Annotated in this window: 14 protein-coding genes and 1 pseudogene; 13 read left to right on the top strand and 2 right to left on the bottom strand. The window is 37.3% G+C overall.

All coding sequences use genetic code 11. The features are described 5' to 3' along the window. Positions 1-54 precede the first annotated feature (54 nt). From AC27VX_RS11450 to AC27VX_RS11415, 8 genes are all read left to right on the top strand, one after another. On the top strand, positions 55-2,889 hold the full coding sequence (locus AC27VX_RS11450) for an alpha-amylase family glycosyl hydrolase (protein WP_488695653.1): 2,835 nt from the start codon (positions 55-57) through the stop codon (positions 2,887-2,889). Between the two features lie 48 nt (positions 2,890-2,937). Beyond that, positions 2,938-4,236, top strand: a complete 1,299-nt coding sequence (locus AC27VX_RS11445; RefSeq protein WP_488695651.1) for an APC family permease — start codon at positions 2,938-2,940, stop codon at positions 4,234-4,236. 174 nt (positions 4,237-4,410) lie between these two features. Beyond that, positions 4,411-5,496 (top strand): peptide chain release factor 1, encoded by a 1,086-nt coding sequence (gene prfA / locus AC27VX_RS11440; protein WP_236856486.1) that lies wholly within the window; start codon positions 4,411-4,413, stop codon positions 5,494-5,496. 77 nt (positions 5,497-5,573) lie between these two features. Further along, on the top strand, positions 5,574-6,251 hold the full coding sequence (locus AC27VX_RS11435) for a hypothetical protein (protein WP_488695649.1): 678 nt from the start codon (positions 5,574-5,576) through the stop codon (positions 6,249-6,251). Positions 6,252-6,346: 95 nt separating this feature from the next. Further along, a complete protein-coding gene (locus tag AC27VX_RS11430; RefSeq protein ID WP_488695647.1) occupies positions 6,347-8,449 on the top strand; it encodes a prolyl oligopeptidase family serine peptidase in 2,103 nt (700 codons plus the stop codon). Positions 8,450-8,586: 137 nt separating this feature from the next. Next, a complete protein-coding gene (locus tag AC27VX_RS11425) occupies positions 8,587-11,673 on the top strand; it encodes a reprolysin-like metallopeptidase (protein WP_488695645.1) in 3,087 nt (1,028 codons plus the stop codon). 139 nt (positions 11,674-11,812) lie between these two features. Then, positions 11,813-13,933: a methylmalonyl-CoA mutase gene (gene scpA / locus AC27VX_RS11420; protein WP_236856483.1), complete on the top strand. Its 2,121-nt coding sequence runs from the start codon at positions 11,813-11,815 to the stop codon at positions 13,931-13,933. A gap of 38 nt (positions 13,934-13,971) precedes the next feature. After that, positions 13,972-14,958 carry a M28 family peptidase gene (locus tag AC27VX_RS11415; RefSeq protein WP_488695643.1) on the top strand — a complete coding sequence of 329 codons (987 nt, stop codon included), beginning with the start codon at positions 13,972-13,974 and terminating at the stop codon, positions 14,956-14,958. 40 nt (positions 14,959-14,998) lie between these two features. Here AC27VX_RS11415 and AC27VX_RS11410 read toward each other — a convergent pair whose 3' ends face one another. Then, positions 14,999-15,841: a hypothetical protein gene (locus tag AC27VX_RS11410; RefSeq protein ID WP_488695641.1), complete on the bottom strand. Its 843-nt coding sequence runs from the start codon at positions 15,839-15,841 to the stop codon at positions 14,999-15,001. Between the two features lie 435 nt (positions 15,842-16,276). On the opposite strand from AC27VX_RS11410, the gene AC27VX_RS11405 reads away from it, so the two are divergent. The 5 genes and pseudogenes from AC27VX_RS11405 to AC27VX_RS11385 all read left to right on the top strand — a co-directional run bounded on the left by AC27VX_RS11405 (position 16,277) and on the right by AC27VX_RS11385 (position 20,256). Further along, positions 16,277-17,011, top strand: coding sequence for a hypothetical protein (locus AC27VX_RS11405; RefSeq protein ID WP_488695639.1), 735 nt, complete (start codon positions 16,277-16,279; stop codon positions 17,009-17,011). Between the two features lie 27 nt (positions 17,012-17,038). Further along, positions 17,039-18,430, top strand: a pseudogene (locus AC27VX_RS11400) (RtcB family protein). Between the two features lie 71 nt (positions 18,431-18,501). Next, complete coding sequence (locus tag AC27VX_RS11395) at positions 18,502-19,047, top strand: hypothetical protein (protein WP_300688404.1); 546 nt, start codon at positions 18,502-18,504, stop codon at positions 19,045-19,047. Between the two features lie 2 nt (positions 19,048-19,049). Then, a complete protein-coding gene (gene prfH, locus AC27VX_RS11390) occupies positions 19,050-19,748 on the top strand; it encodes a peptide chain release factor H (RefSeq protein WP_236856477.1) in 699 nt (232 codons plus the stop codon). Continuing rightward, positions 19,735-20,256: a hypothetical protein gene (locus AC27VX_RS11385; RefSeq protein ID WP_236856476.1), complete on the top strand. Its 522-nt coding sequence runs from the start codon at positions 19,735-19,737 to the stop codon at positions 20,254-20,256. Before prfH ends, AC27VX_RS11385 begins: the two co-directional genes overlap by 14 nt. Positions 20,257-20,375: 119 nt before the next feature. Here AC27VX_RS11385 and AC27VX_RS11380 read toward each other — a convergent pair whose 3' ends face one another. Then, the gene (locus AC27VX_RS11380; RefSeq protein ID WP_488695636.1) at positions 20,376-20,663 is read right to left on the bottom strand and encodes a c-type cytochrome; all 288 of its coding nucleotides are present in this window, start codon (positions 20,661-20,663) and stop codon (positions 20,376-20,378) included. Positions 20,664-20,679: the final 16 nt, after the last annotated feature.

The following is a 20,679-nucleotide window of genomic DNA, read 5'->3' as shown; positions in this document are numbered from 1 at the left end:
AAAAATAGATGCTGCAAAAAAGAAAATTAATATTATATTCGATAAAAATAAGACATGAAAAAGTTTTACTCTGTTGTTTTTCTGCTTGTTGCAGTGTTTGTTTTTGGACAGATCAATTATACCATTGCCCCAAATCTATTCAATGAAACAGATAATGTCACTCTAACGGTGCCGGGAGATCAGATCGACGAATCGGTATGGGGAATTACTGATCATTCAGTTTACATTTGGTCATGGTCTTTTGATACCAGCTATCAGAATAGCCAGGATTGTCCTACGAATGGCAGTTGGAATAATTCCGGTGATCTGAATAAACTGATTTATAACGCAGTAACAGATACCTATTCATTCACTTTTACTCCGACTGTTTTTTTCGGAAGGACAGGGATTGGAAGATTTGGATTTTTATTAAAAGATAAAACAGGATCACATCAGACCTCACCGGATATTTTTGTAAACGTTGGAATTTTAAATATGACTTTAACCAATCCAATGGCAAATAGTCTTACCTCTGTGCAGGCGGGAAGCTCAATCAGCATTACAGCGGCAACCAATGTAAACGCAACTTTCCAGTTAAAAGCGAACGGAACCATCGTGAATTCTACAAGTGCTCCTTCACAATCTTATTCTTACAACTATAGCGTTTCACAGGATGCCAATATGGAGCTTGTTGCTACCCAGGGATCAAGTTCTAAAAGCGCAGCATTCATGTTGCAGATTCCCAGAAATGTGGTTTCCGAAGCGATTCCGGGCTGGATAAAACAGGGAATCAATTACCATCCCACAGATCAGACAAAAGCAGGACTTGCTTTATATGCTCCCGGAAAAAATTTCGTGCATGTGATTGGAAGTTTCAACAGCTGGACGGTGGATGATGCCTATTTAATGAAAAAAGATACCACAAACCCTGATCTTTACTGGATTGAACTAAGTGGGCTTACCCCGCAGCAATTATATTCTTTTCAATATAGAACCAATGATTTAAAAAAAGTAGCGGATCCCTATTCACCACAAATTCTTTCTTCTTATGATGATCAATGGATCTCATCTTCCACTTATCCCAATCTGCCGGTATTTCCTGCGGGGCAGGACTTTGAAGTTTCAACATTTAAAACAGGACAGACACCTTATAACTGGCAGGTAGCGAATTTCCAAAGACCTGCAAAAGAAGACCTGATCGTATATGAGTTATTGCTAAGGGATTTTACACAGGAAAAAAACTGGCAGTCGCTGATTAATAAGATTTCTTACTTAAAGAACCTGAAGATTAATGCAATCGAACTGCTTCCGATCATGGAATTTGATGGAAATCTTTCGTGGGGATATAATACATCTTTCCATTATGCTCTGGACAAAGCCTATGGAACTCCGGAAAAATTCAAAGAATTTGTAGATCTGTGCCATCAGAATGGGATTGCTGTTATTTTAGATGTTGCTTTCAATCATGCAACAGGACGTTCACCATTAGTGAGGCTCTGGAATATTGATCCGGATGGTGACGGATATGGAGATGTTGCTCCCAATAACCCTTATTTCAATCAGGTTCCAAAACATTCCTATAATGTATTTAATGATTTTAACCACACAAGTACCTCAACTCAATATTACGTTGAAAGATGCCTTCAGCAATGGCTTACAGATTATCATGTTGATGGATTCCGTTGGGATTTAACAAAAGGATTTACCCAAAGCTGTTCAGAAAATGATGAAGCGTGTACCAATGCCTATCAACAGGATAGGGTGGATATCATGAAATATTATGCAGACAGACAGTGGGCAATCGACCCGAATTCTTATATGATTTTCGAACATCTGGGAACAGACGCAGAAGAACAGCAATGGGCCAATTACAGAGTAGCAGAAGGGAAGGGAGTATTACTTTGGAATAAACAGACAGACCCTTACAATCAGAATACAATGGGATATAAGGAGAACAGCAACTATGACAGAATGAATCATACTCTTCACGGCTTTACCAATATGCGCGCTGTAGGATATGGAGAAAGCCACGATGAAGAAAGGCTAATGTTTAAAAACCTTGCTTATGGAGCGATAAACGGAAGCTATAGTGTTAAAAATCTTACGACAGCTCTCGAAAGAATGAAAACCTTTGGCGCTGCGTTCTTTACTATTCCAGGCCCAAAAATGATCTGGCAGTTTGGAGAATTAGGATATGAATTCAGTATCAACAGGTGTGCAGACGGTACTATTAGCAGCGGATGCAGAACAGATGAAAAGCCCGTGGCATTTACGTTGGGCTATGATACTGATGCTGCCAGAAAAGGAGTATATGATACCTGGGCAAAAATTATCAGCATCCGAAATACCAACCCTGTATTCAAATCGAAGACATACAGCATAGAGTCAAATAATCTGACAAATGATCCAAATGGTCTTATCACAAGGATTTATATATACGATGATACGATTAACGGAATGAAGAATGTTGTCGTACTGGCCAATTATGCCGCTTCTGTACAAAATGTTGTTCCCTATTTTCCATATGCAGGGCAATGGCAGAATTTGATGGATAACACGGTTACTAATATTATTTCCACGATTGCCCCAATAACCCTTCAGCCAGGAGAATTCAGAATCTTTGGCAATTATGCAGGAGCTTTATCAACAGAAGATGCAAACGCGGTTCACAAACTCTCACTTCAGATTGAGAATAACCCTGTAAAAGACGGCTTGGCAAAACTATTATTTAACAAAGCTAAAAATGGTAATGTTTTGATTTTTGATATGAACGGTAGAAAGATTGATGAATTTAAACTGAACAAAGAGAGTGGAACTTATGAATTGAAAGTTAATTATCCGGCAGGGACTTATTGGGTGCAGCTGAAATCAGAAACGGGAGTTGCCATTCAGAAAATGATCGTTAAGTAGACCAATACAAAACAAATATATTTTTTAGAAAGATCTAATTTTAACTCAATGAGCACTCATTCACATCAGATTGGCTGGAAAACGGCTGCCGCTATCGTAGTGTCCAATATGATAGGAACAGGAATCTTTACAACGTTGGGATTTCAGCTTTCCGATATCACCAATACCTACAGTATTTTTTTATTATGGGTTATTGGAGGGATTCTGGCATTGTTCGGGGCTTTCTGCTATGCCGAGCTGGGATCTCATTTTAAAGGAAATGGCGGAGATTTTATCTATCTTAAAGAAACCTATCATCCTTTGTTTGGATATCTCATAAGCTGGATATCATTAATTATCGGGTTTTCATCCCCTGTTGCCTTAGCCGCATTGGCCATGTCAAAATATTTGTCAGTATTCAACTACAGTTTTGGAAATGGTTTTGCAATCATCGCTGTTTTTCTGATTGCTATGGCCTTATCATTCAGTTTAAAAACTTCAAGCAGATTTCATAATTTTTTTACTTTTGTGAAAGTGATTTTTATTATTGTTCTCATTGTTCTGGGAGTAGGTCTTTCAGAATCACCTCAGATAGGGAACAGTTTGAATTTCAGTAACAGCTGGCAGAAAGAAATCCTGCTTCCGGCCTTTGCAACCTCAATGGTTTTTGTTACCTATTCCTATACCGGCTGGAATTCAGCTTCTTACATTGCGGGAGAAATAAAAGATGTTCAAAAGAATCTTCCAAAATCCCTGATCATAGGAACTGTTTTTGTGACAGTAAGCTACATTCTGATTAATTATATTATGTTGAAGCACGCTCCTGTAAGCCAGCTGGCAGGAAAAGAAGATGTAATGGGAGAAGCTGCTGTTAATATGTTGGGACTTTCCTTTGGAAAAATCGTCAATATTTTTATTGCATTACAGCTTATTGCCACGGTCAGCGGTTACTTGTGGGTTGGCTCCCGGCTGACTCAGGCTTTTGCAAGAGAAAGCTATATTTGGAAGCCCCTGTCATTTGGGAATAAAAAAGGAATTCCGGTGATTGCTATATTTGCCCATGCTGTAATTGCTGCCATTATTATTTTAACAGGAAGTTTTAAAGAAATATTCGTCTACACAGCCTTTATTTTGCAGCTGTTTGCAAGTCTGGCTATTTCTACCGTATATTTTCTTAAAAAAGAAGACCGCAAAATATTTAAATCCAATACTTTTTATATTTTTCCCACTGTTTTTTTATTATTCAGCGTATATATTCTCTACTTTACATTGGTTCATAATCTTAAAGAAAGCTTGATAGGACTGGGAATCGTTGCAGTAGGAATTATTTTATACTTAATAGACAGAAAGCTGTCTGAAAAAAGCTGATATTCAAAATATAAATAAACTCTTTTGATGCAGATTGATAGGTGAAAAAGTAGAATTTCGAAATATGCTTATAAGCCCTTTGTGCTTTATCCCTCATGCTCAAAAATTTATGCTGATTTGTAATTTTAATTTTGAATTAATAATTCTTATCTTTGCACCCACAAAAATTCCATAATGTCTAAATCATTAATTCCAAAATTAGAAGCTATAAAACAAAGATATAATGAGGTTGCAGACCTTATTATACAGCCTGATGTCATTTCAGACCAAAAAAGATATTCTTCTTTGAACAAAGAATATAGTGATTTGGGGAAAATTGTAAGAGTTTACGATCAGTATAAAGGGGCATTAGATAGTATCGAAGAATCTGAAGAAATCATTGCAGATGGTTCAGACAGAGACTTGGTAGATCTTGCTAAAGAAGAAAAGCTTGAAGCACAAGCCAAAATTCCTGGCCTGGAAGAAGAACTGAAAGTACTCCTGATTCCTAAAGATCCTGCAGATGATAAAAACGTTATCGTGGAATTACGTGCCGGAACCGGTGGTGATGAAGCGGCTATTTTTGTGGAAGATGTCTACAGAATGTACACCATGTACTTCAAAACGAAAGGCTGGAAGCATGAAGTTACAGATTCTAACGAAGCTGCAAAAGGTTACAAGGAATTGATAATGAAGGTGGAAGGAGAAGGTGTTTACGGAATTATGAAGTTCGAATCCGGAGTTCACCGTGTACAGCGTGTCCCGGAAACAGAATCTCAGGGTAGAGTTCATACCTCTGCTATCACAATTGCTGTTTTACCGGAGGCTGAAGAAGTAGATTTCGAACTGAATCCTGCAGATATTGAAATGCAGACTTCCCGTTCAGGTGGAGCCGGAGGTCAGAATGTAAATAAGGTTGAAACGAAAGTTCAGCTAACGCATAAGCCTTCAGGACTTGTTGTTGTTTGTCAGCAGGCCCGTTCTCAGTTAGCAAACCGTGAATTGGCAATGGAAATGCTAAGAACAAAGCTATACGATATCGAGCTGCAAAAAGTACAGGGAGATATTGCAGCACAACGTAAATCTATGGTTTCTACAGGAGACCGTTCTGCAAAAATTAAAACCTACAATTATCCTCAAGGTAGAGTTACTGATCATAGAATCAATAAATCTATGTATAATCTGGATGCTTACATGAACGGAGATATCTCTGAAATGATCGATGCCGTAATTATGGCAGAGAATGCAGAGAAAATGAAGGGAGAAGAAGATAACTACTAAATTTTATAAAAAATAAAGATAAGACCTCTGATTTTTTCAGAGGTTTTTTTGTAATAATTAAAATTCAAAAATAAGCTATGAAAAACTACAAAATTATTTTATTATTACTCCTTACAATGATGGGGCAATATCTTACTGCTCAGACAGAAGTAAAGAAACCTGCTGAAGCATTTGAAATGTTCTTCGGAACTTTCGTAAATAATGATGAGGCAGCACTCAATAAGCTTAATGATTATCTGAAACCCACAGTGAATGGTGAGAATGCCTATCAGGTAAACTTTAAAGAGACCTCAGGAGAGATCATGAAAAGCAGCGTAGAGAATTTCCTTTCTGCCTTTTCTAAAACTACAGGATCAGCATGTCAAAAAGAAGCAGAAGACTATTTTAAAGCAATGTTTGAAAACTTCAAAAACGGGAAACTTACCATTAAAAATGTGAAAGTAGTTCCTAACGAATATGTTGAAGGTCAGAAAATTGCCGAGGTAAGTTATTCTGTAAGCTTTAAAGTGCCGTCAAAATTAACAGTCGGGCCAACAGGAGATACCCAGAAAGTAAAAGCTGAAGACTTGAAAAAATACTTGACTCAGGCAGCGAAGGACTTTAACAATGCAGATAAAACAGTAACCACCGATCAGAATTTTAATCTATACGAATTGAAAGAAGACGGGAAAATATATTATTGGAATGGGAGTCCCGATGAGATTGTGAGCAGCCTGACAGATTTTTATTTTGAGAGTTTCGGGCCAAAAGAATAGTTTGACTAAATACCCTTTAAGAGATACAAAGTTCTGATTTTTCAGGACTTTTTTTATTTCATATACTTTGCGTATTTTTGAAAAAACCGATCAGTATGAATTTTAAACCTATGTTATTAACGGCTGGAGTTTTGTTTTCAGCCACTTTTTATTCTCAGAAAATGAATTATCCTAAAGCATTAAAAGGAAATCAGACCGATACTTATTTTGGAAGTACAGTTTCTGACCCGTTCAGAGATCTTGAAAATGATTCTGAAGCAACAAAGAAATGGGTAGATGAAGAAGTCGCTTATAGCCAGAACTATCTTTCAAAAATTCCATTCAGAGATAAAATTAAAAATCAGTTGAAAGACATCTGGAATTATGAGAAAATTTCAGCCCCTTTCAAAGAAGGAGATTATACTTACTATTATAAAAATGACGGTTTACAGGCACAGTCTGTTTTATACAGAACCAATAATGCTACAAAAGCAACAGACGTATTTTTAGATCCTAATAAGTTTTCAGAAAAAGGAACCACTTCACTTTCTAACCTTTCCTTCAATAAAAAAGGAAACCTTGCTGCTTATTCTATCTCAGAAGGAGGAAGTGACTGGAATAAAATTATTATCATTGATGCCATTACCAAAAAGCAGATTGATGAAACAATTCTGGATGTAAAATTCAGTGGAATTTCATGGCAGGGAGACGAAGGATTCTATTATTCAAGCTATGATAAGCCGAAAGAAGGAACTGTACTTTCCGGAATGACGGATAAGCATAAAGTGTATTTTCATAAATTGGGAACTAAGCAGTCTGAAGATAAACTGATCTTCGGAGGAGACAAAACACCAAGAAGATACCTGAGTGCCGGAGTTTCTGAAGATCAGAGATTCCTGATCATTTCTGCAGCAAATGCAACCAATGGAAATGAACTGTATATAAAAGACTTGAAGAAAGGAGGAGACTTTGTGCAGATTACCAAAGGATTTGATATCAACGCCAGTATTGTAGACACAGAAGGAGATAACCTTTTTATTTTCACAGATAAAGATGCCCCAAATATGCGTCTTGTAAAAACTACAATCAGCAATCCAGCTCCTGAAACATGGAAAAATGTGATTCCTGAGACCGAAAATGTATTGGGAATTTCTTCCGGAGGTGGCTATTTCTTCGGAACCTACATGATTGATGCTATTGATAAGGTGAAACAGTTTGACAAGACAGGTAAGCTGATCAGAGAAATTACTCTTCCGGGGAAAGGAAACATTTCCGGTTTTGGAGGGAAGGAAAAAGAAAAAGAAGTTTATTATTCATTCAGTAACTATATTACACCGGGAACTACTTACAAATTTAATGTAGATTCAGGACAATCAGAAGTATATCAGAAACCGAAAGTGAAATTTAATCCGGATGATTATGTTTCTGAGCAGGTATTCTATACTTCAAAAGATGGGACAAAAATCCCTATGATGATCAGCTATAAAAAAGGGACGAAGCTTGATGGTAAAAACCCTACTATTTTATACTCATATGGTGGTTTCAATATCAGTTTACAACCTTCTTTCTCTGTAGTGAATGCTATCTGGATGGAAAATGGGGGGATCTATGCTGTTCCAAACATCCGTGGTGGAGGTGAATATGGTAAAAAATGGCATGATGCAGGAACAAAAATGCAGAAGAAAAACGTTTTTGAAGACTTTATTGCTGCCGGAGAATATCTTCAGAGCAAGGGCTATACTTCAAAAGAATACATGGCACTTTCAGGAAGATCTAACGGAGGATTGCTGGTAGGTGCAACCATGACAATGCGTCCGGATCTGGCAAGAGTAGCATTCCCGGGAGTAGGAGTTCTGGATATGCTGAGATATAATAAATTTACAGCAGGAGCTGGCTGGTCATACGATTATGGAACAGCAGAAGACAGCAAAGAGATGTCTGAATATCTTAAATCATATTCTCCGGTACATAATGTAAAAGAAAAAATATGCTATCCATCCACGATGATTATTACCAGTGACCATGACGACAGAGTAGTTCCGGCTCACTCTTTCAAATTTGGTGCTGAGCTTCAGGAAAAGCAGGCATGTAAGAATCCTATTTTATTAAGAATTGAAAAGAATGCAGGTCATGGTGCAGGAAGAGCAACTGATCAGGTAATCAGTGAAAATGCAGATCTTATATCATTTGCGCTGTTTGAAATGGGAATTAAGAAATAATATATAAAATATTAAAATAGCACTTAAGCGACTGATTTATTAAAATTAGTCGCTTTTTTTATAGTGATTATTTGGATATAATTACTAATTTTAGCTCGGATATTTAAATTTACTAATTTTTATTTAATTAGGTTATTATGAAAAAAAGAATTTTACTAGTTTGTGCACTGGCAGCTGGGCTGTCCGGTGTTAATGCACAAAGGTGGGAGCCGGCCTCGCAAAAAACGTCTCAGATCAGAAAAGAAGTAGAAGTGCAATACTCCTACAGAGTAGACTTACAATCTCTTAGAAATATTTTAAAAGATGCTGTAGAAACAGGGAAAGGAGCTCAGGCAGTTACTGTTTCTTTGCCTACAGCAGAAGGTAAGATTGAAAGATTTGCGGTATATAGTGATCCTGTAATGGAAAAATCTTTAGCCGATAAATATCAATTGGGATCTTATGTAGGTGTAGGATTGGATGATCCTTCTAAATATTTAAGATTCAGCACCTCTCCAACAGAAATGCAGTCCATGATTATTAAAGATGGTGTATTTCAGTTTATAGAACCCATCACTACTGATAAACAAACCTATGGTGTTTTCTATAAAACAAACCGAACAGAAGGACTGCATGGGTTCGAATGTTCTACAGATGAAAAAGGTATTGATATAAAATCCCTAGAAAGTTACGGAAAAAAAAATCTTTCTAGTGTAGGAATTACGAATAGACCTGCAAGTACAAAATACAGAACCTATAGATTAGCTCTATCAGTTACAGGAGAATATACACAATATTTCATGACTCAGGCTGGTGTACCTTCTACTGCTACTGATGATGAAAAAAGAGTTCCTGCACTTGTGGCTATTAACAATACAATGAGCCGTGTAAATGGTGTCTTTGAAAAAGATTTCGGAATAAAATTACTTGTTCAGGATTTTCCAAATATCATCTATACAAATTCTGCCACAGATCCCTATTCCGCAGCAGCTACAGGATCTGCCGGGGCTTGGAATCTGGAACTTCAAAATACTATAACAGCCCAGGTAACGAATGCCAATTACGATATAGGGCATTTATTTGGTGCATCTGGAGGAGGAGGTAATGCCGGATGTGTAGGTTGTATATGTGTTAACCCAACAACCAGTGTGCCTAGGGGTAAAGGTTCCGGATTTACTTCACCGGCGAATAGCATTCCAAGTGGAGACGCTTTTGATATCGATTATGTAGCTCATGAAATGGGACACCAGCTAGGAGGAAACCATACCTTCTCACATGCTTCAGAAGGATCAGGGGTTAATATTGAGCCAGGTGGGGGTACTACCATCATGGGATATGCAGGAATTACACAGGATAATGTTCAGGCTAATTCTAATGCTTACTTCCATTATTCTTCCATTAATCAGATTCTGAATAATCTTGATGCTAAGACAACATGTGGCGTAGCAGAAAATATTACAAATAATAATGCTCCTGTTATTGCTGCTCTTACACCATACACTATTCCTAAAGGAACAGCTTATTATTTAGAAGCTTCAGCTACAGATGCTCAGGGTGATCCTATTAATTATACATGGGAGCAATATGATAGTGTAACCGCTAAAGGTTCTATTTCAGGTGACAGTGGTTGGGGCTTCATTACAGAAGGTTCTATTGCAAGATCATTTACGGGTACGGCAAGTGGAAGAAGATACTTCCCTAGCTTTCCTCTTGTAATGGCTGGAAAGCTTACCAATAAGGCAACTTGGGAAACGGTATCATATGTTCCAAGGGTTCTTAATTATGCAGTAACGGCAAGAGATACAAATGCTCAAAGACCAATGCTTTCATCTTTAGAAACAACAGTTACAGTAGGGAATGATGGACCATTTAAATTTAATGGTATTACAGATTCTACTGTGCTTTACAGTAATGCTTCCAATACTATATTATGGGACGTGGCCAATACAAATGCAGCTCCTTATAATGTGTCAAATGTAAAGATTGAGTATACTACTGATCTTACTAATGGAGCATCATGGACAGAACTTGTGGCATCTACTCCCAATACTGGAAGTTACAGCGCACAAATGCCATCTGGATTAACAGGGGATATCAAGTTAAGAATATCTGCTGTAGGGAATATATTCTATGCAATATCTCCTAAAGTAAGTGTTGCAACAGCACCAACATCTTCTACAGCAGCACCTGCCGGAGTTTTTGCTCAGGATACAGAAATTTTTAGAACCTCAGCAAGATTATCTTGGAATAGTGTACCAGGAGCTACCTATTCAATCAACTACAGAAAAGTGGGGGAGACTAATTGGCAAAATGCTACGAGTCCTACCAATTCTGTATCAATATCCGGTCTTGAAGATGAAACAAATTATGAAACTCAGGTTGCAGCTGTTGTAAACAGTGTAGCAGGTGCATTCTCTTCAAACTATGCTTTTAAAACAAAAGGGTTAAGAACCGGATATGATTACTGTCTAATGACAACGGGAGGAAATAATATGAATGGTGCGTTTTATAGTGGGCTAATTGGATTAAACGTAGGAGGACTAAACTATTCGGAAACTACTGTAGCTGGAGTCGCAAGAACTTATCTGGATTTTAGTGCAGATCCTACTAAAACAGTTAATTTAACAAAAGGAACTCAATATACTGGTACATTTAGAACTTTAGGTAACCCTAGTAATTATAGTGACTGGCTAGAAGTATGGATCGATTTTAATAGAAATGGTATTTTTGAAGCTTCAGAAAAAGTAGGTTCTCATAGTGCCGTTCCGGTTAATGATCCAGGAACTACTGGATACAAATATCATGATGGCTCATTTACATTTACAGTGCCAACCAGTGCATATGCCGGAGATAAAACTCTTAGAATGAGAGTGGCAACTACATTCTATAATGCGGCATCAGGACCATGTGGTTATCCTTCTGTTGCTTCTGGACCAAGTAGTATTGTTTCAGCTGGGGGATTCAGAGACTTTAATGTGAAAATTTCAGAAACGTTAGGCGTAAATGAAACAAAAAATACAAAAGCATCAGAAGTATCTATCTATCCTAACCCTGCAGACACTTTCGTAGAAGTGAGAAATCTGAAAGGAAAAGCAGATTATAAAATCTATACTGCTGACGGAAGATTGGTTCAGGAAGGTAAAATTGATGGAAGAATCAATGTAGCTTCATTGATCAAAGGAATGTATGTAGTGACGATCAAAGACGAGAAAGGCACTTACAATACAAAGCTTATCAAAAAATAAGCAGACAATATATAAATAACAGAAGACCGGGCATTCGTCCGGTCTTTTTCTTTCAATAAACATCACAAAAACTGTATGTTAACAGATGTTTTGTGTTTCGGTCAAAAAAATTAACTTTACGGAGACAAAAATTATTGGAATGCGAAAGACAATTTCTGTGAAAACCCCGGATTTTAAAGTGTTACCTCAAGAGAGAGAAATCTATAACTTTGAAAAAGACGGACTTGAACTTAAATCATCTTATGAAAAAAAAGATGTAAAAGATGAATCTTTAACACAGACTTCTCCAGGAATTGAACCCTACCTTAGAGGGCCGTATTCTACTATGTATGTTCAGAAGCCGTGGACCATCAGGCAGTATGCCGGTTTCTCTACAGCTGAAGAATCCAATGCTTTTTACAGAAGAAATCTTGCCGCAGGACAGAAAGGTCTTTCCGTAGCATTTGACCTTGCTACCCACAGAGGATATGACTCTGATCATTCAAGAGTGGTAGGAGACGTAGGAAAAGCAGGAGTTGCTATTGATTCTGTTGAAGACATGAAGATTTTGTTCAACGAAATTCCGTTGGATCAGATTTCAGTGTCCATGACAATGAATGGAGCTGTACTTCCGATTTTGTCTTTCTATATTGTGGCAGCAGAAGAACAAGGGGTAAAACAGGAACTGCTTTCAGGAACCATTCAAAATGACATTCTGAAAGAATTTATGGTTAGAAATACCTATATCTATCCACCAGCACCTTCTATGAAGATTATTGCAGATATCTTTGAATATACCTCTCAAAATATTCCAAAATTTAATTCTATTTCCATCTCAGGATACCATATGCAGGAAGCAGGCGCTACTCCGGTGCTGGAAATGGCTTATACACTGGCAGATGGTCTTGAATACGTAAGAACAGGCATCAAAGCAGGTATGAATGTTGACGATTTTGCACCAAGACTATCATTCTTTTGGGCAATCGGAATGAATCACTTTATGGAAATTGCTAAAATGCGTGCTGCAAGATATATTTGGGCCACACTTTTAAAACAATTTAACCCTCAAAACCCTAAATCCCTTGCACTAAGAACCCATTCCCAGACTTCAGGATGGTCTTTGACAGAGCAGGAGCCCTTCAATAATATTACAAGAACCGCTATTGAGGCATTATCATCTGCCTTAGGAGGAACGCAGTCATTACATACCAATGCTTTGGATGAGGCCATTGCCCTTCCTACAGACTATTCAGCGAAAATTGCAAGAAATACTCAGATTATTCTCCAACAGGAAAGCGGAATATGCGATGTCGTAGACCCGATGGGAGGAAGTAATCTGGTAGAAAGCCTCACCCAGCAGATGATTGAAGAAGCAATGAGATACATAGATGAGGTAGAACAGGAAGGAGGAATGACGAAAGCTATCGAGGCCGGAATTCCAAAGATGAGAATTGAAGAGGCAGCAGCCAAAAAGCAGGCTAAAATTGATAGCGGGGAAGAATTCATCATTGGGGTAAATTCTTTCAAATCCTCATTAAAACAAGATGCAATAGAGATTCTTGATATTGATAATACCGAAGTTCGCAGAAAACAGATCGAAAGACTGAATAATATAAAAACAGATCGAAATGCAGAAGCCGTAGCCCAGATATTAAATGATATCCGTGAAAGTGCAAAAACTGGAAAAGGAAACCTTTTGGCATTATGTATTGAGGCTGCAAGAAGAAGAGTTACTCTCGGAGAGATGAGCGATGCGATGGAGGAAACTTTTGGAAGATATAAAGCAAACATTAAAACAATCTCTGGAGTATACGCTATGAACGCAGGTAAAAACGAATACTTTGAAAAAGCTCTGAATCTGACGCAGAAATTTGAAGAAGAAGAAGGACGCCGCCCGAGAATAATGGTCGCTAAAATGGGCCAGGATGGGCACGACAGAGGCGCAAAAGTAGTAGCAACAGCTTTTGCCGATATGGGATTTGATGTTGATGTTGCTCCATTGTTTCAGACTCCGGAAGAAGTTGCTAAACAGGCCATTGAAAATGATATTCACATTTTAGGAGTATCCTCCCTGGCTGCAGGACATAAAACTCTGGTTCCACAAGTAGTGGAAGAACTGAAAAAATTGGGTGCTGATGATATTACCATCGTTGTAGGAGGTGTGATCCCACAACAGGATTATGAATTCCTATATGCCAATGGGGCAGACTTCATATTTGGCCCAGGTACGAACCTTCCGAAATGTGCCGTAGAAATTTTAGAGAGATTTTTAGAAAACTAAACTTTAAAAATTTTAATTTTAGTTGAAAGATAAACTGAATGAATTTTAAAAACAAAATAAAGCCTGCGAAAAAGAAGATTATTCTTTTCGTAGGCTTACTTTTTATGGGTGCTTTGTTGCTAAGCTTAGTCAGAAGAGAGAAGCCTATCATACAAAAATCTACGAATACTGCTGATATTGAGAGAGTAAAAGAGTATTTAACGGTACTTACCCAGACATCTCAGTTCCGGAACCATAAAAATATAGATCAATTGAATGCAGTGGCGGACTATATTCATCGGACCTTTAAGACTTATAGTGACAGTACAGATTTTCAGGAATATAATGTTGAAGGGAAGACCTATAAAAACGTAATTTGCTCCTTTGGGACGGAAAACAGCAAAAGAATTATCATAGGAGCCCATTATGACGTTTGCGGAGATCAGCAGGGCGCAGACGATAACGCGACCGGAGTTACTGCCCTTTTAGAACTTTCCAGAATGCTTAAAGGACAAAAGCTCAACTACAGAATAGACCTCGTAGCTTATACCTTAGAAGAACCTCCCTATTTCAGAGCTGAGAATATGGGAAGCTACATCCATGCAAAATCGTTGAAAGATAAAAATATTGACGTCTATGGGATGGCAAGTGTTGAAATGATTGGCTACTTCAAAGATGAAAAGAGCTCCCAGAATTTTCCTGTAGGAATACTTTCATGGATCTATGGCAATAAAGGAGACTTTATTACTTTAGTCAGAAAACTCACCGGAGCAGGCCCATTTGTCAATAATTTTATTGATAATTTTAAAAATTCAGAGCAGATCAAGACAGAAACTTTTCCCGCTCCCAAATTCGTGGGCGGTGTAGATTATTCCGATCATATGAATTATTGGAAATTTGACTTTCCAGCTCTCATGATCACTGATACCTCGTTCTTTAGAAACAAAAATTATCACAAATCTACAGACACTTTAGAAACATTGGATATCCAACGGATGACAAAAGTTATTGATGCTATTTTTCTAAGCATTATTTACCTCAAATGAAAAAATAAAGGCTGTTTCAACATCTGAAACAGCCTTTATTCTATTTTTTCTGAACGATTTTACCATCATCCATAATCTGATAATGAGTTTTAGTTATCCTTTGACTATTTCCATCAATCTTATGATCTGTTGTCACAGTGATTTCTCCTGCTTTATTGATTTCATAGCTGCTGAATTCCTCCTTCTTATCATCCTTTCCGGGATCAAACCAAATACCTTCAACATAGGCTTCGTCAACGATGCTGTTATTCAGTACAGTAAGAAGATAATATCGGTAATCAAAATCTCCGCAATCCGTCGGAACAAGAATCAGTTCAACATCCTTGTATTGAGCTAAAGGAAAATATCGGAATGCTGGCTCTCCACAGCTGTACTTTTCTGAACCTTCCACCGCAAAATCTGTTTCGATAAATTTTACATCTACCTGAGGAAGACTTTCAATTGGTAAGCTATAAAGCCCTGGTTTTAATAAAGATTCCATTGCGGCAGGCTCATTTTTGCTTTTTCTCCATTGCTCAATAGAAATATATTCTCCGGATACGGGTTCTAAAATAGTTAAAATGTTACATTGACTACTTGAAGCATGGAAAATGTGATACGTTTCAAAACGGTCTGGCCCATTATAACCTACGGAAATTGAATAATCCCAGCCATTATTTGCTTTTGTGCTGTCTACAAGAAAACCGATTTTCCCCTTTCCTTGGGTTTGTGAATTCAGAAATTTTGCCTGATCTTTTATTTCCTCCAAATCAAAAATTTTTTCCATGAAATTCGTAGAGAAACAGCCTTTTTCTGATACTTTTACCACCTCCTTTTTTACAGGTTCTTCTTTCTTACATCCTATAAAAAGCATTGGAAGTAAGGCCAATAAAACTTTATACATAAAACTCTTTTTTCACAAAAATAAGATTTAAATAATTGATGATTAAAAAAATAATTCTATATTTGCACCTGAAAATCAAGTTTAACCAATTAAAAACAACGAAGCAATGTTCAGAACAAAACAGAATTCTACAGTTGGATTACCCCTTATGGTGGTAAGGCTTCGCGGTTTGGTACATTCTTAGAATAATAGTACAATACAATATCAAAACCCGAAGTCGTAAAGATTTCGGGTTTTTTATTGCGCAATATTTCAAACTTCAAGTTTCCCCGAAATCTTTTTTAGTGTCACATAAGGACAAAAACAGGATGAGGTATGTCCTCAAAGCCGTTGGCGTCTATTATTAATCCATTCAACTAGTATTTTAGTTGATTAAAAGTTGTGTGAGGTAAGATAAGCTAACTTCTAATATCTCACATCTAACTTCTCTTAACAATGGAAAATGATAATCTTCTGTCTTCCCGCTTGAGAAGCGTAAGAAACAGAAAAAGAACAAGTAGAATAGATGTAGAAAAACAGATCAGAAAAAAGTATAAACGTAGTAAAGAGCTTTGGAATATAAGAAGAAACATTCCATTGATTCCTTTAGATAAACCCTGTCAGAGAGGTTTTGTAAGATTCTTTGTGGTAAGGGAAGATGTCATGAGAACTAAAGACGGAGATTTTTTTGACGGAATTCTGAAGAAAATCAATACTTACATGTATTCTGAAAGCAGGCAGTTTCTCAAAAAGAAAAGAAAATTCGGACGAAGAATATATGTAGAAAGAGAGCAAAAACTTAGCAGAATTTCTTCTTACTCTTGGAATGATCCGAAGTTAGGGCTTACACCAAGGGAAAGACAGTATTTTTTGAAACTTGAAGAATATTGGCCTGTAAGAAAGAGATACGATACTTACTACGAATTCATCGAGCCATGGAGGTTTATCCTGAGAATAAGACCCAATATGATTACCCACTACAAGCCTGTGGACTTTGAACTAGAAAAAGAATATGCAGAGCTTGAATCCTATCTGGGACAGCATAAAGTGTCAGGAATTATTCTTAAAACAATGCATGGAAAACCCAATCCATGGAAGATGAAATACAAATCTGATAAAACGGGAAGTACAAAATACTTTCACTACAAAATGTCTGCAACAGCGATTGCAGAAAACTTACAGGACTTATAGGTCCAACTGTTATTTAAAACAAAAACAATGGGAAATTTAAAACTAAAAGGAAAAGATATATTAAAATTGGGCTATCCAAATAACCAAAGCGTCAATGTAGCTTTGGAGGTCATGAAAAGGAATTTTGCAACCAAAAATATTCATCATGTGAAATCTATTTTAAAAGAAATCCTTGCGAATCCTGAGAATTTTGAAAAAGATTTAACCTTCGGGCAAATTGCAGAGACCTTATTATCCTCCAAAAAAACTGAAAAAAGAATGCTCAATTCACAACGGGCTTCTTTCCAGATCTTTGGCAGTAATATTTCAGAAGAAGCAAAAAATCAGTTGTACATTGGCTTAAAGCTTCCAATATCTACTCAGGGAGCATTAATGCCTGACGCTCACAGTGGCTAGGGACTTCCGATAGGAGGAGTACTTGCTGTAGAAAACGCAGTGATCCCTTACGGAGTAGGAATGGATATTGGCTGTAGAATGAGCCTCAGTATTTTGGATACCCCGGTTTCATATCTTGAAGGTGCAAGAGATAAATATGAAAAAGCTCTTGCTGAACATACAAAATTCGGAATGTATGAAGTCCATAAGTCTCATATAGATCATGAGATTTTTGAGAGAGATACATTCGATATGATCCCTATTCTCAGAAGATTAAAAGGCAAAGCCATCAAGCAGATGGGCTCCTCAGGCGGTGGAAATCACTTTGTGGAATTCGGAGAAGTGGAAATTACAGAAGTAGATGACCAGATTGGATTGCCGAAAGGTAAATACCTGGGAATTCTCTCACACAGCGGTTCCAGAGGGCTGGGAGCAGAAATTGCCCAATACTATTCAAGAATGGCTACAGAACAATGCCCACTGCCAAAAGAAGCTCAGAACTTTGCCTGGCTGGACCTGAGTACACACCTCGGACTGGAATACTGGACTGCCATGAATCTCGCCGGAGATTATGCTTCAGCCTGTCATGATGATATTCACAGAAGACTGGTAAAGGCTGTTGGGGGGAGAGTAAAAGCCAGAATAGAAAATCATCACAACTTTGCCTGGAAGGAAATTCACAGCGGAAAAGAAGTGATCGTTCACCGTAAAGGAGCTACTCCTGCCAATGAAAATGAATTGGGAATGATTCCGGGATCTATGACCGCAAAAGGATTTATTGTACGTGGAAAAGGAAACCCGGATTCTCTGAATTCAGCGTCGCATGGAGCGGGAAGAGCTTACTCTCGTGGAGAATGCAGGAATCTTTTCACGCAGCACGATATTAAGAAAGAGCTGAAGCTGAAGAATGTCACATTAATGGGTGGAAATGCAGAAGAAGCACCAATGGCCTATAAAGACATTAATGAAGTGATGAATGCACAAAGTGAATTGGTAGACATCCTGGGAACATTCCAGCCAAGAATCGTAAGAATGGATCGATAGTCAGAATGATAAACCTTATAGGTTCTTTTAAGCCTGTAAGGTTTATTAAGATTTAGCAAAAATTAAAAAAAATGGGAGCACCGCATAACATAAAAAGATACGGAGAACTCTGGCCGGAATTCAGAATCCGGTTGGGGCTCGAAATTTTAGAACAATTAAAAGATAAAGTTATTATATCAGGTGGTTGGGCATGGCATTTCATGTCAGAAAGTGGACATATAGAATATAAACATGCTCATGATCATAAGGATATTGATGTTTTTGTAAAAAAGGAAAACGTTGCAGAGGTTGTTGTGATCCTTTATCAGGAAGGATTTCAGAAAGTCTGGACCCGCTATGACCATCTGGCAAGTGAGGAAAACTTTCGTAGGTATGAGAAAACGGTAGAACAGGAAAATGATAAATTCTACAGGATTACAATAGATTTCTTTGAAAGAAATGATCTTGAGACAATCAAAGCAAATGGTTTTACTGTTGTGAAACCTGATATTTTACTGTCATTTTACCGGAATATTCATTCCAGTGATAAATGCTGGGCTGTGATGGCAGCAACAGAATTATTAAACAAGGGAATAGATCCTCTAGGACATCCTTTATTAAGCAAAATGCCAAACTAACAATGGAAAAATTAATACAGATCACTTCAGGAAGAGGGCCTTTAGAATGTCAATGGGTGACAGCCAAAGTTCTAAAGACCTTTCTTGAAGAGGCAAAACAAAATAAAATAGAATACGAAATCATTCACCGTGAAAGTGGGGATGAAAATTTGACACTGAAATCAGTTACTGTTCTTTTAAAAGGTGATGAAGTAACAGAATTCTTAAAAAACTGGATTGGAAGTATTTGCTGGATAGGCAAAAGTACATTCCGTAAACTCCATAAAAGAAGCAATTGGTTTATTGGAGTTTTTGAACTGGAAAATAATAAAAAAATTGATTTTAATGAAAAAGATATACAGTTCCAGACAGTCAGAAGCCAGGGAAGCGGTGGTCAGAATGTAAACAAAGTGAATACAGCCGTTCGTGCCACCCATATCCCAAGCGGACAATCCGTTTTTGTGCAGGATTCACGTTCTCAGCTCGAAAATAAAAAGCTATCCATTATCAGATTAAAAGAAAAAGTAATGGCAGTCTATATTCAGCAGTTGGAAAAGAATATGCAGGAAACATGGAATCATCATTTTCGGGTACAGCGCGGAAATGCTGTCCGCACATTTTCCGGAACAGACTTTAAAAGAAACCATGAAGACAGGTCATTCAAAAAACGAAGAAATGCCCTGAAAAATGAATTAAAAAATTACAGAAATGACCTTAACTAAAAGCAAATATTATTTTGAAGCTTTGGATAATTACCCATACAGTCTGCCGGATTGTCTGGAAGCATTAAATTATGCTTTGTCGTATGATCCTGAAGATACAGACAGCCTTTGTCTGATGGGAAGAATATATAGTGAAATGCTTATAGACTATGAAAAAGCTAAACTCTATTTTCAAGAGGCAATGCAGTGTAATATGGCTAACCTGAATACTCCTCAATACTATATTAAATGTCTTTTGGATAATGAAGATTTAGAAGAAGCTGAAAAGCTGATTGAATATTCTCTGGGAATAAAAGGGATTGACCGATGCAGAATTCTTACCCACCATTCTTTACTGTTTGAAATCAGATTAGATTATAAAAAAGCATTAGAGCCCTTAAAAAAAGCTAAGACTTTTGCTTATGATCAGGAAATGCTGGATTTTCTAAAAAACAGAGAAAAATTTGTCAAAGAAAAAATGCCTAAGAAAAAGAAAAAAAGGAATAAAAAGAAGAAGGAGGCTAAATAGTCTCCTTTTTTTGGGGGATGTAGTACAATTTTTGACCTAAGGATAATTATAAAAAACGCCACGAATACACAAATCATTTGATTCATGTATTCGTGGCTAAAAAAAATAAAAACATCTTTTTATTTTTTATTCACAGAGATCAGATAATCATAAACCATTTGATGCTGGTCATCATTGAGCTTGGCTTTAGGAGCCATTCTGCTTAATGTATTGATCCACCCCTGGTTATCATTCTTTGTAGGCTCTGGTAATTTGTGGCATTTTGCACATGAATTTTCAAAAATGGTTTTTCCCTGAGCCAACTGTTCAGATGAGGTATACTTTGGCCCTGTTACGGCCGTACTCTTTGGCCCGCAGGACACCAGAAAAGCTGATGCTGCAATGCCGCTTAAGATTAATTTTTTCATACCCATATTTTTGTTG

The sequence above is a fragment of the Chryseobacterium sp. 14P4.3.2 genome, assembly GCF_057799275.1.
This window is presented reverse-complemented; position numbering and strand designations above follow the sequence as displayed.

Coding starts and splice junctions, on each gene's coding strand:
- AC27VX_RS11450 (WP_488695653.1), top strand. CDS start 55: ATGAAAAAGTTTTACTCTGTTGTTTTTCTGCTTGTTGCAGTGTTTGTT.
- AC27VX_RS11445 (WP_488695651.1), top strand. CDS start 2,938: ATGAGCACTCATTCACATCAGATTGGCTGGAAAACGGCTGCCGCTATC.
- prfA (WP_236856486.1), top strand. CDS start 4,411: ATGTCTAAATCATTAATTCCAAAATTAGAAGCTATAAAACAAAGATAT.
- AC27VX_RS11435 (WP_488695649.1), top strand. CDS start 5,574: ATGAAAAACTACAAAATTATTTTATTATTACTCCTTACAATGATGGGG.
- AC27VX_RS11430 (WP_488695647.1), top strand. CDS start 6,347: ATGAATTTTAAACCTATGTTATTAACGGCTGGAGTTTTGTTTTCAGCC.
- AC27VX_RS11425 (WP_488695645.1), top strand. CDS start 8,587: ATGAAAAAAAGAATTTTACTAGTTTGTGCACTGGCAGCTGGGCTGTCC.
- scpA (WP_236856483.1), top strand. CDS start 11,813: ATGCGAAAGACAATTTCTGTGAAAACCCCGGATTTTAAAGTGTTACCT.
- AC27VX_RS11415 (WP_488695643.1), top strand. CDS start 13,972: ATGAATTTTAAAAACAAAATAAAGCCTGCGAAAAAGAAGATTATTCTT.
- AC27VX_RS11410 (WP_488695641.1), bottom strand. CDS start 15,841: ATGTATAAAGTTTTATTGGCCTTACTTCCAATGCTTTTTATAGGATGT.
- AC27VX_RS11405 (WP_488695639.1), top strand. CDS start 16,277: ATGGAAAATGATAATCTTCTGTCTTCCCGCTTGAGAAGCGTAAGAAAC.
- AC27VX_RS11395 (WP_300688404.1), top strand. CDS start 18,502: ATGGGAGCACCGCATAACATAAAAAGATACGGAGAACTCTGGCCGGAA.
- prfH (WP_236856477.1), top strand. CDS start 19,050: ATGGAAAAATTAATACAGATCACTTCAGGAAGAGGGCCTTTAGAATGT.
- AC27VX_RS11385 (WP_236856476.1), top strand. CDS start 19,735: ATGACCTTAACTAAAAGCAAATATTATTTTGAAGCTTTGGATAATTAC.
- AC27VX_RS11380 (WP_488695636.1), bottom strand. CDS start 20,663: ATGAAAAAATTAATCTTAAGCGGCATTGCAGCATCAGCTTTTCTGGTG.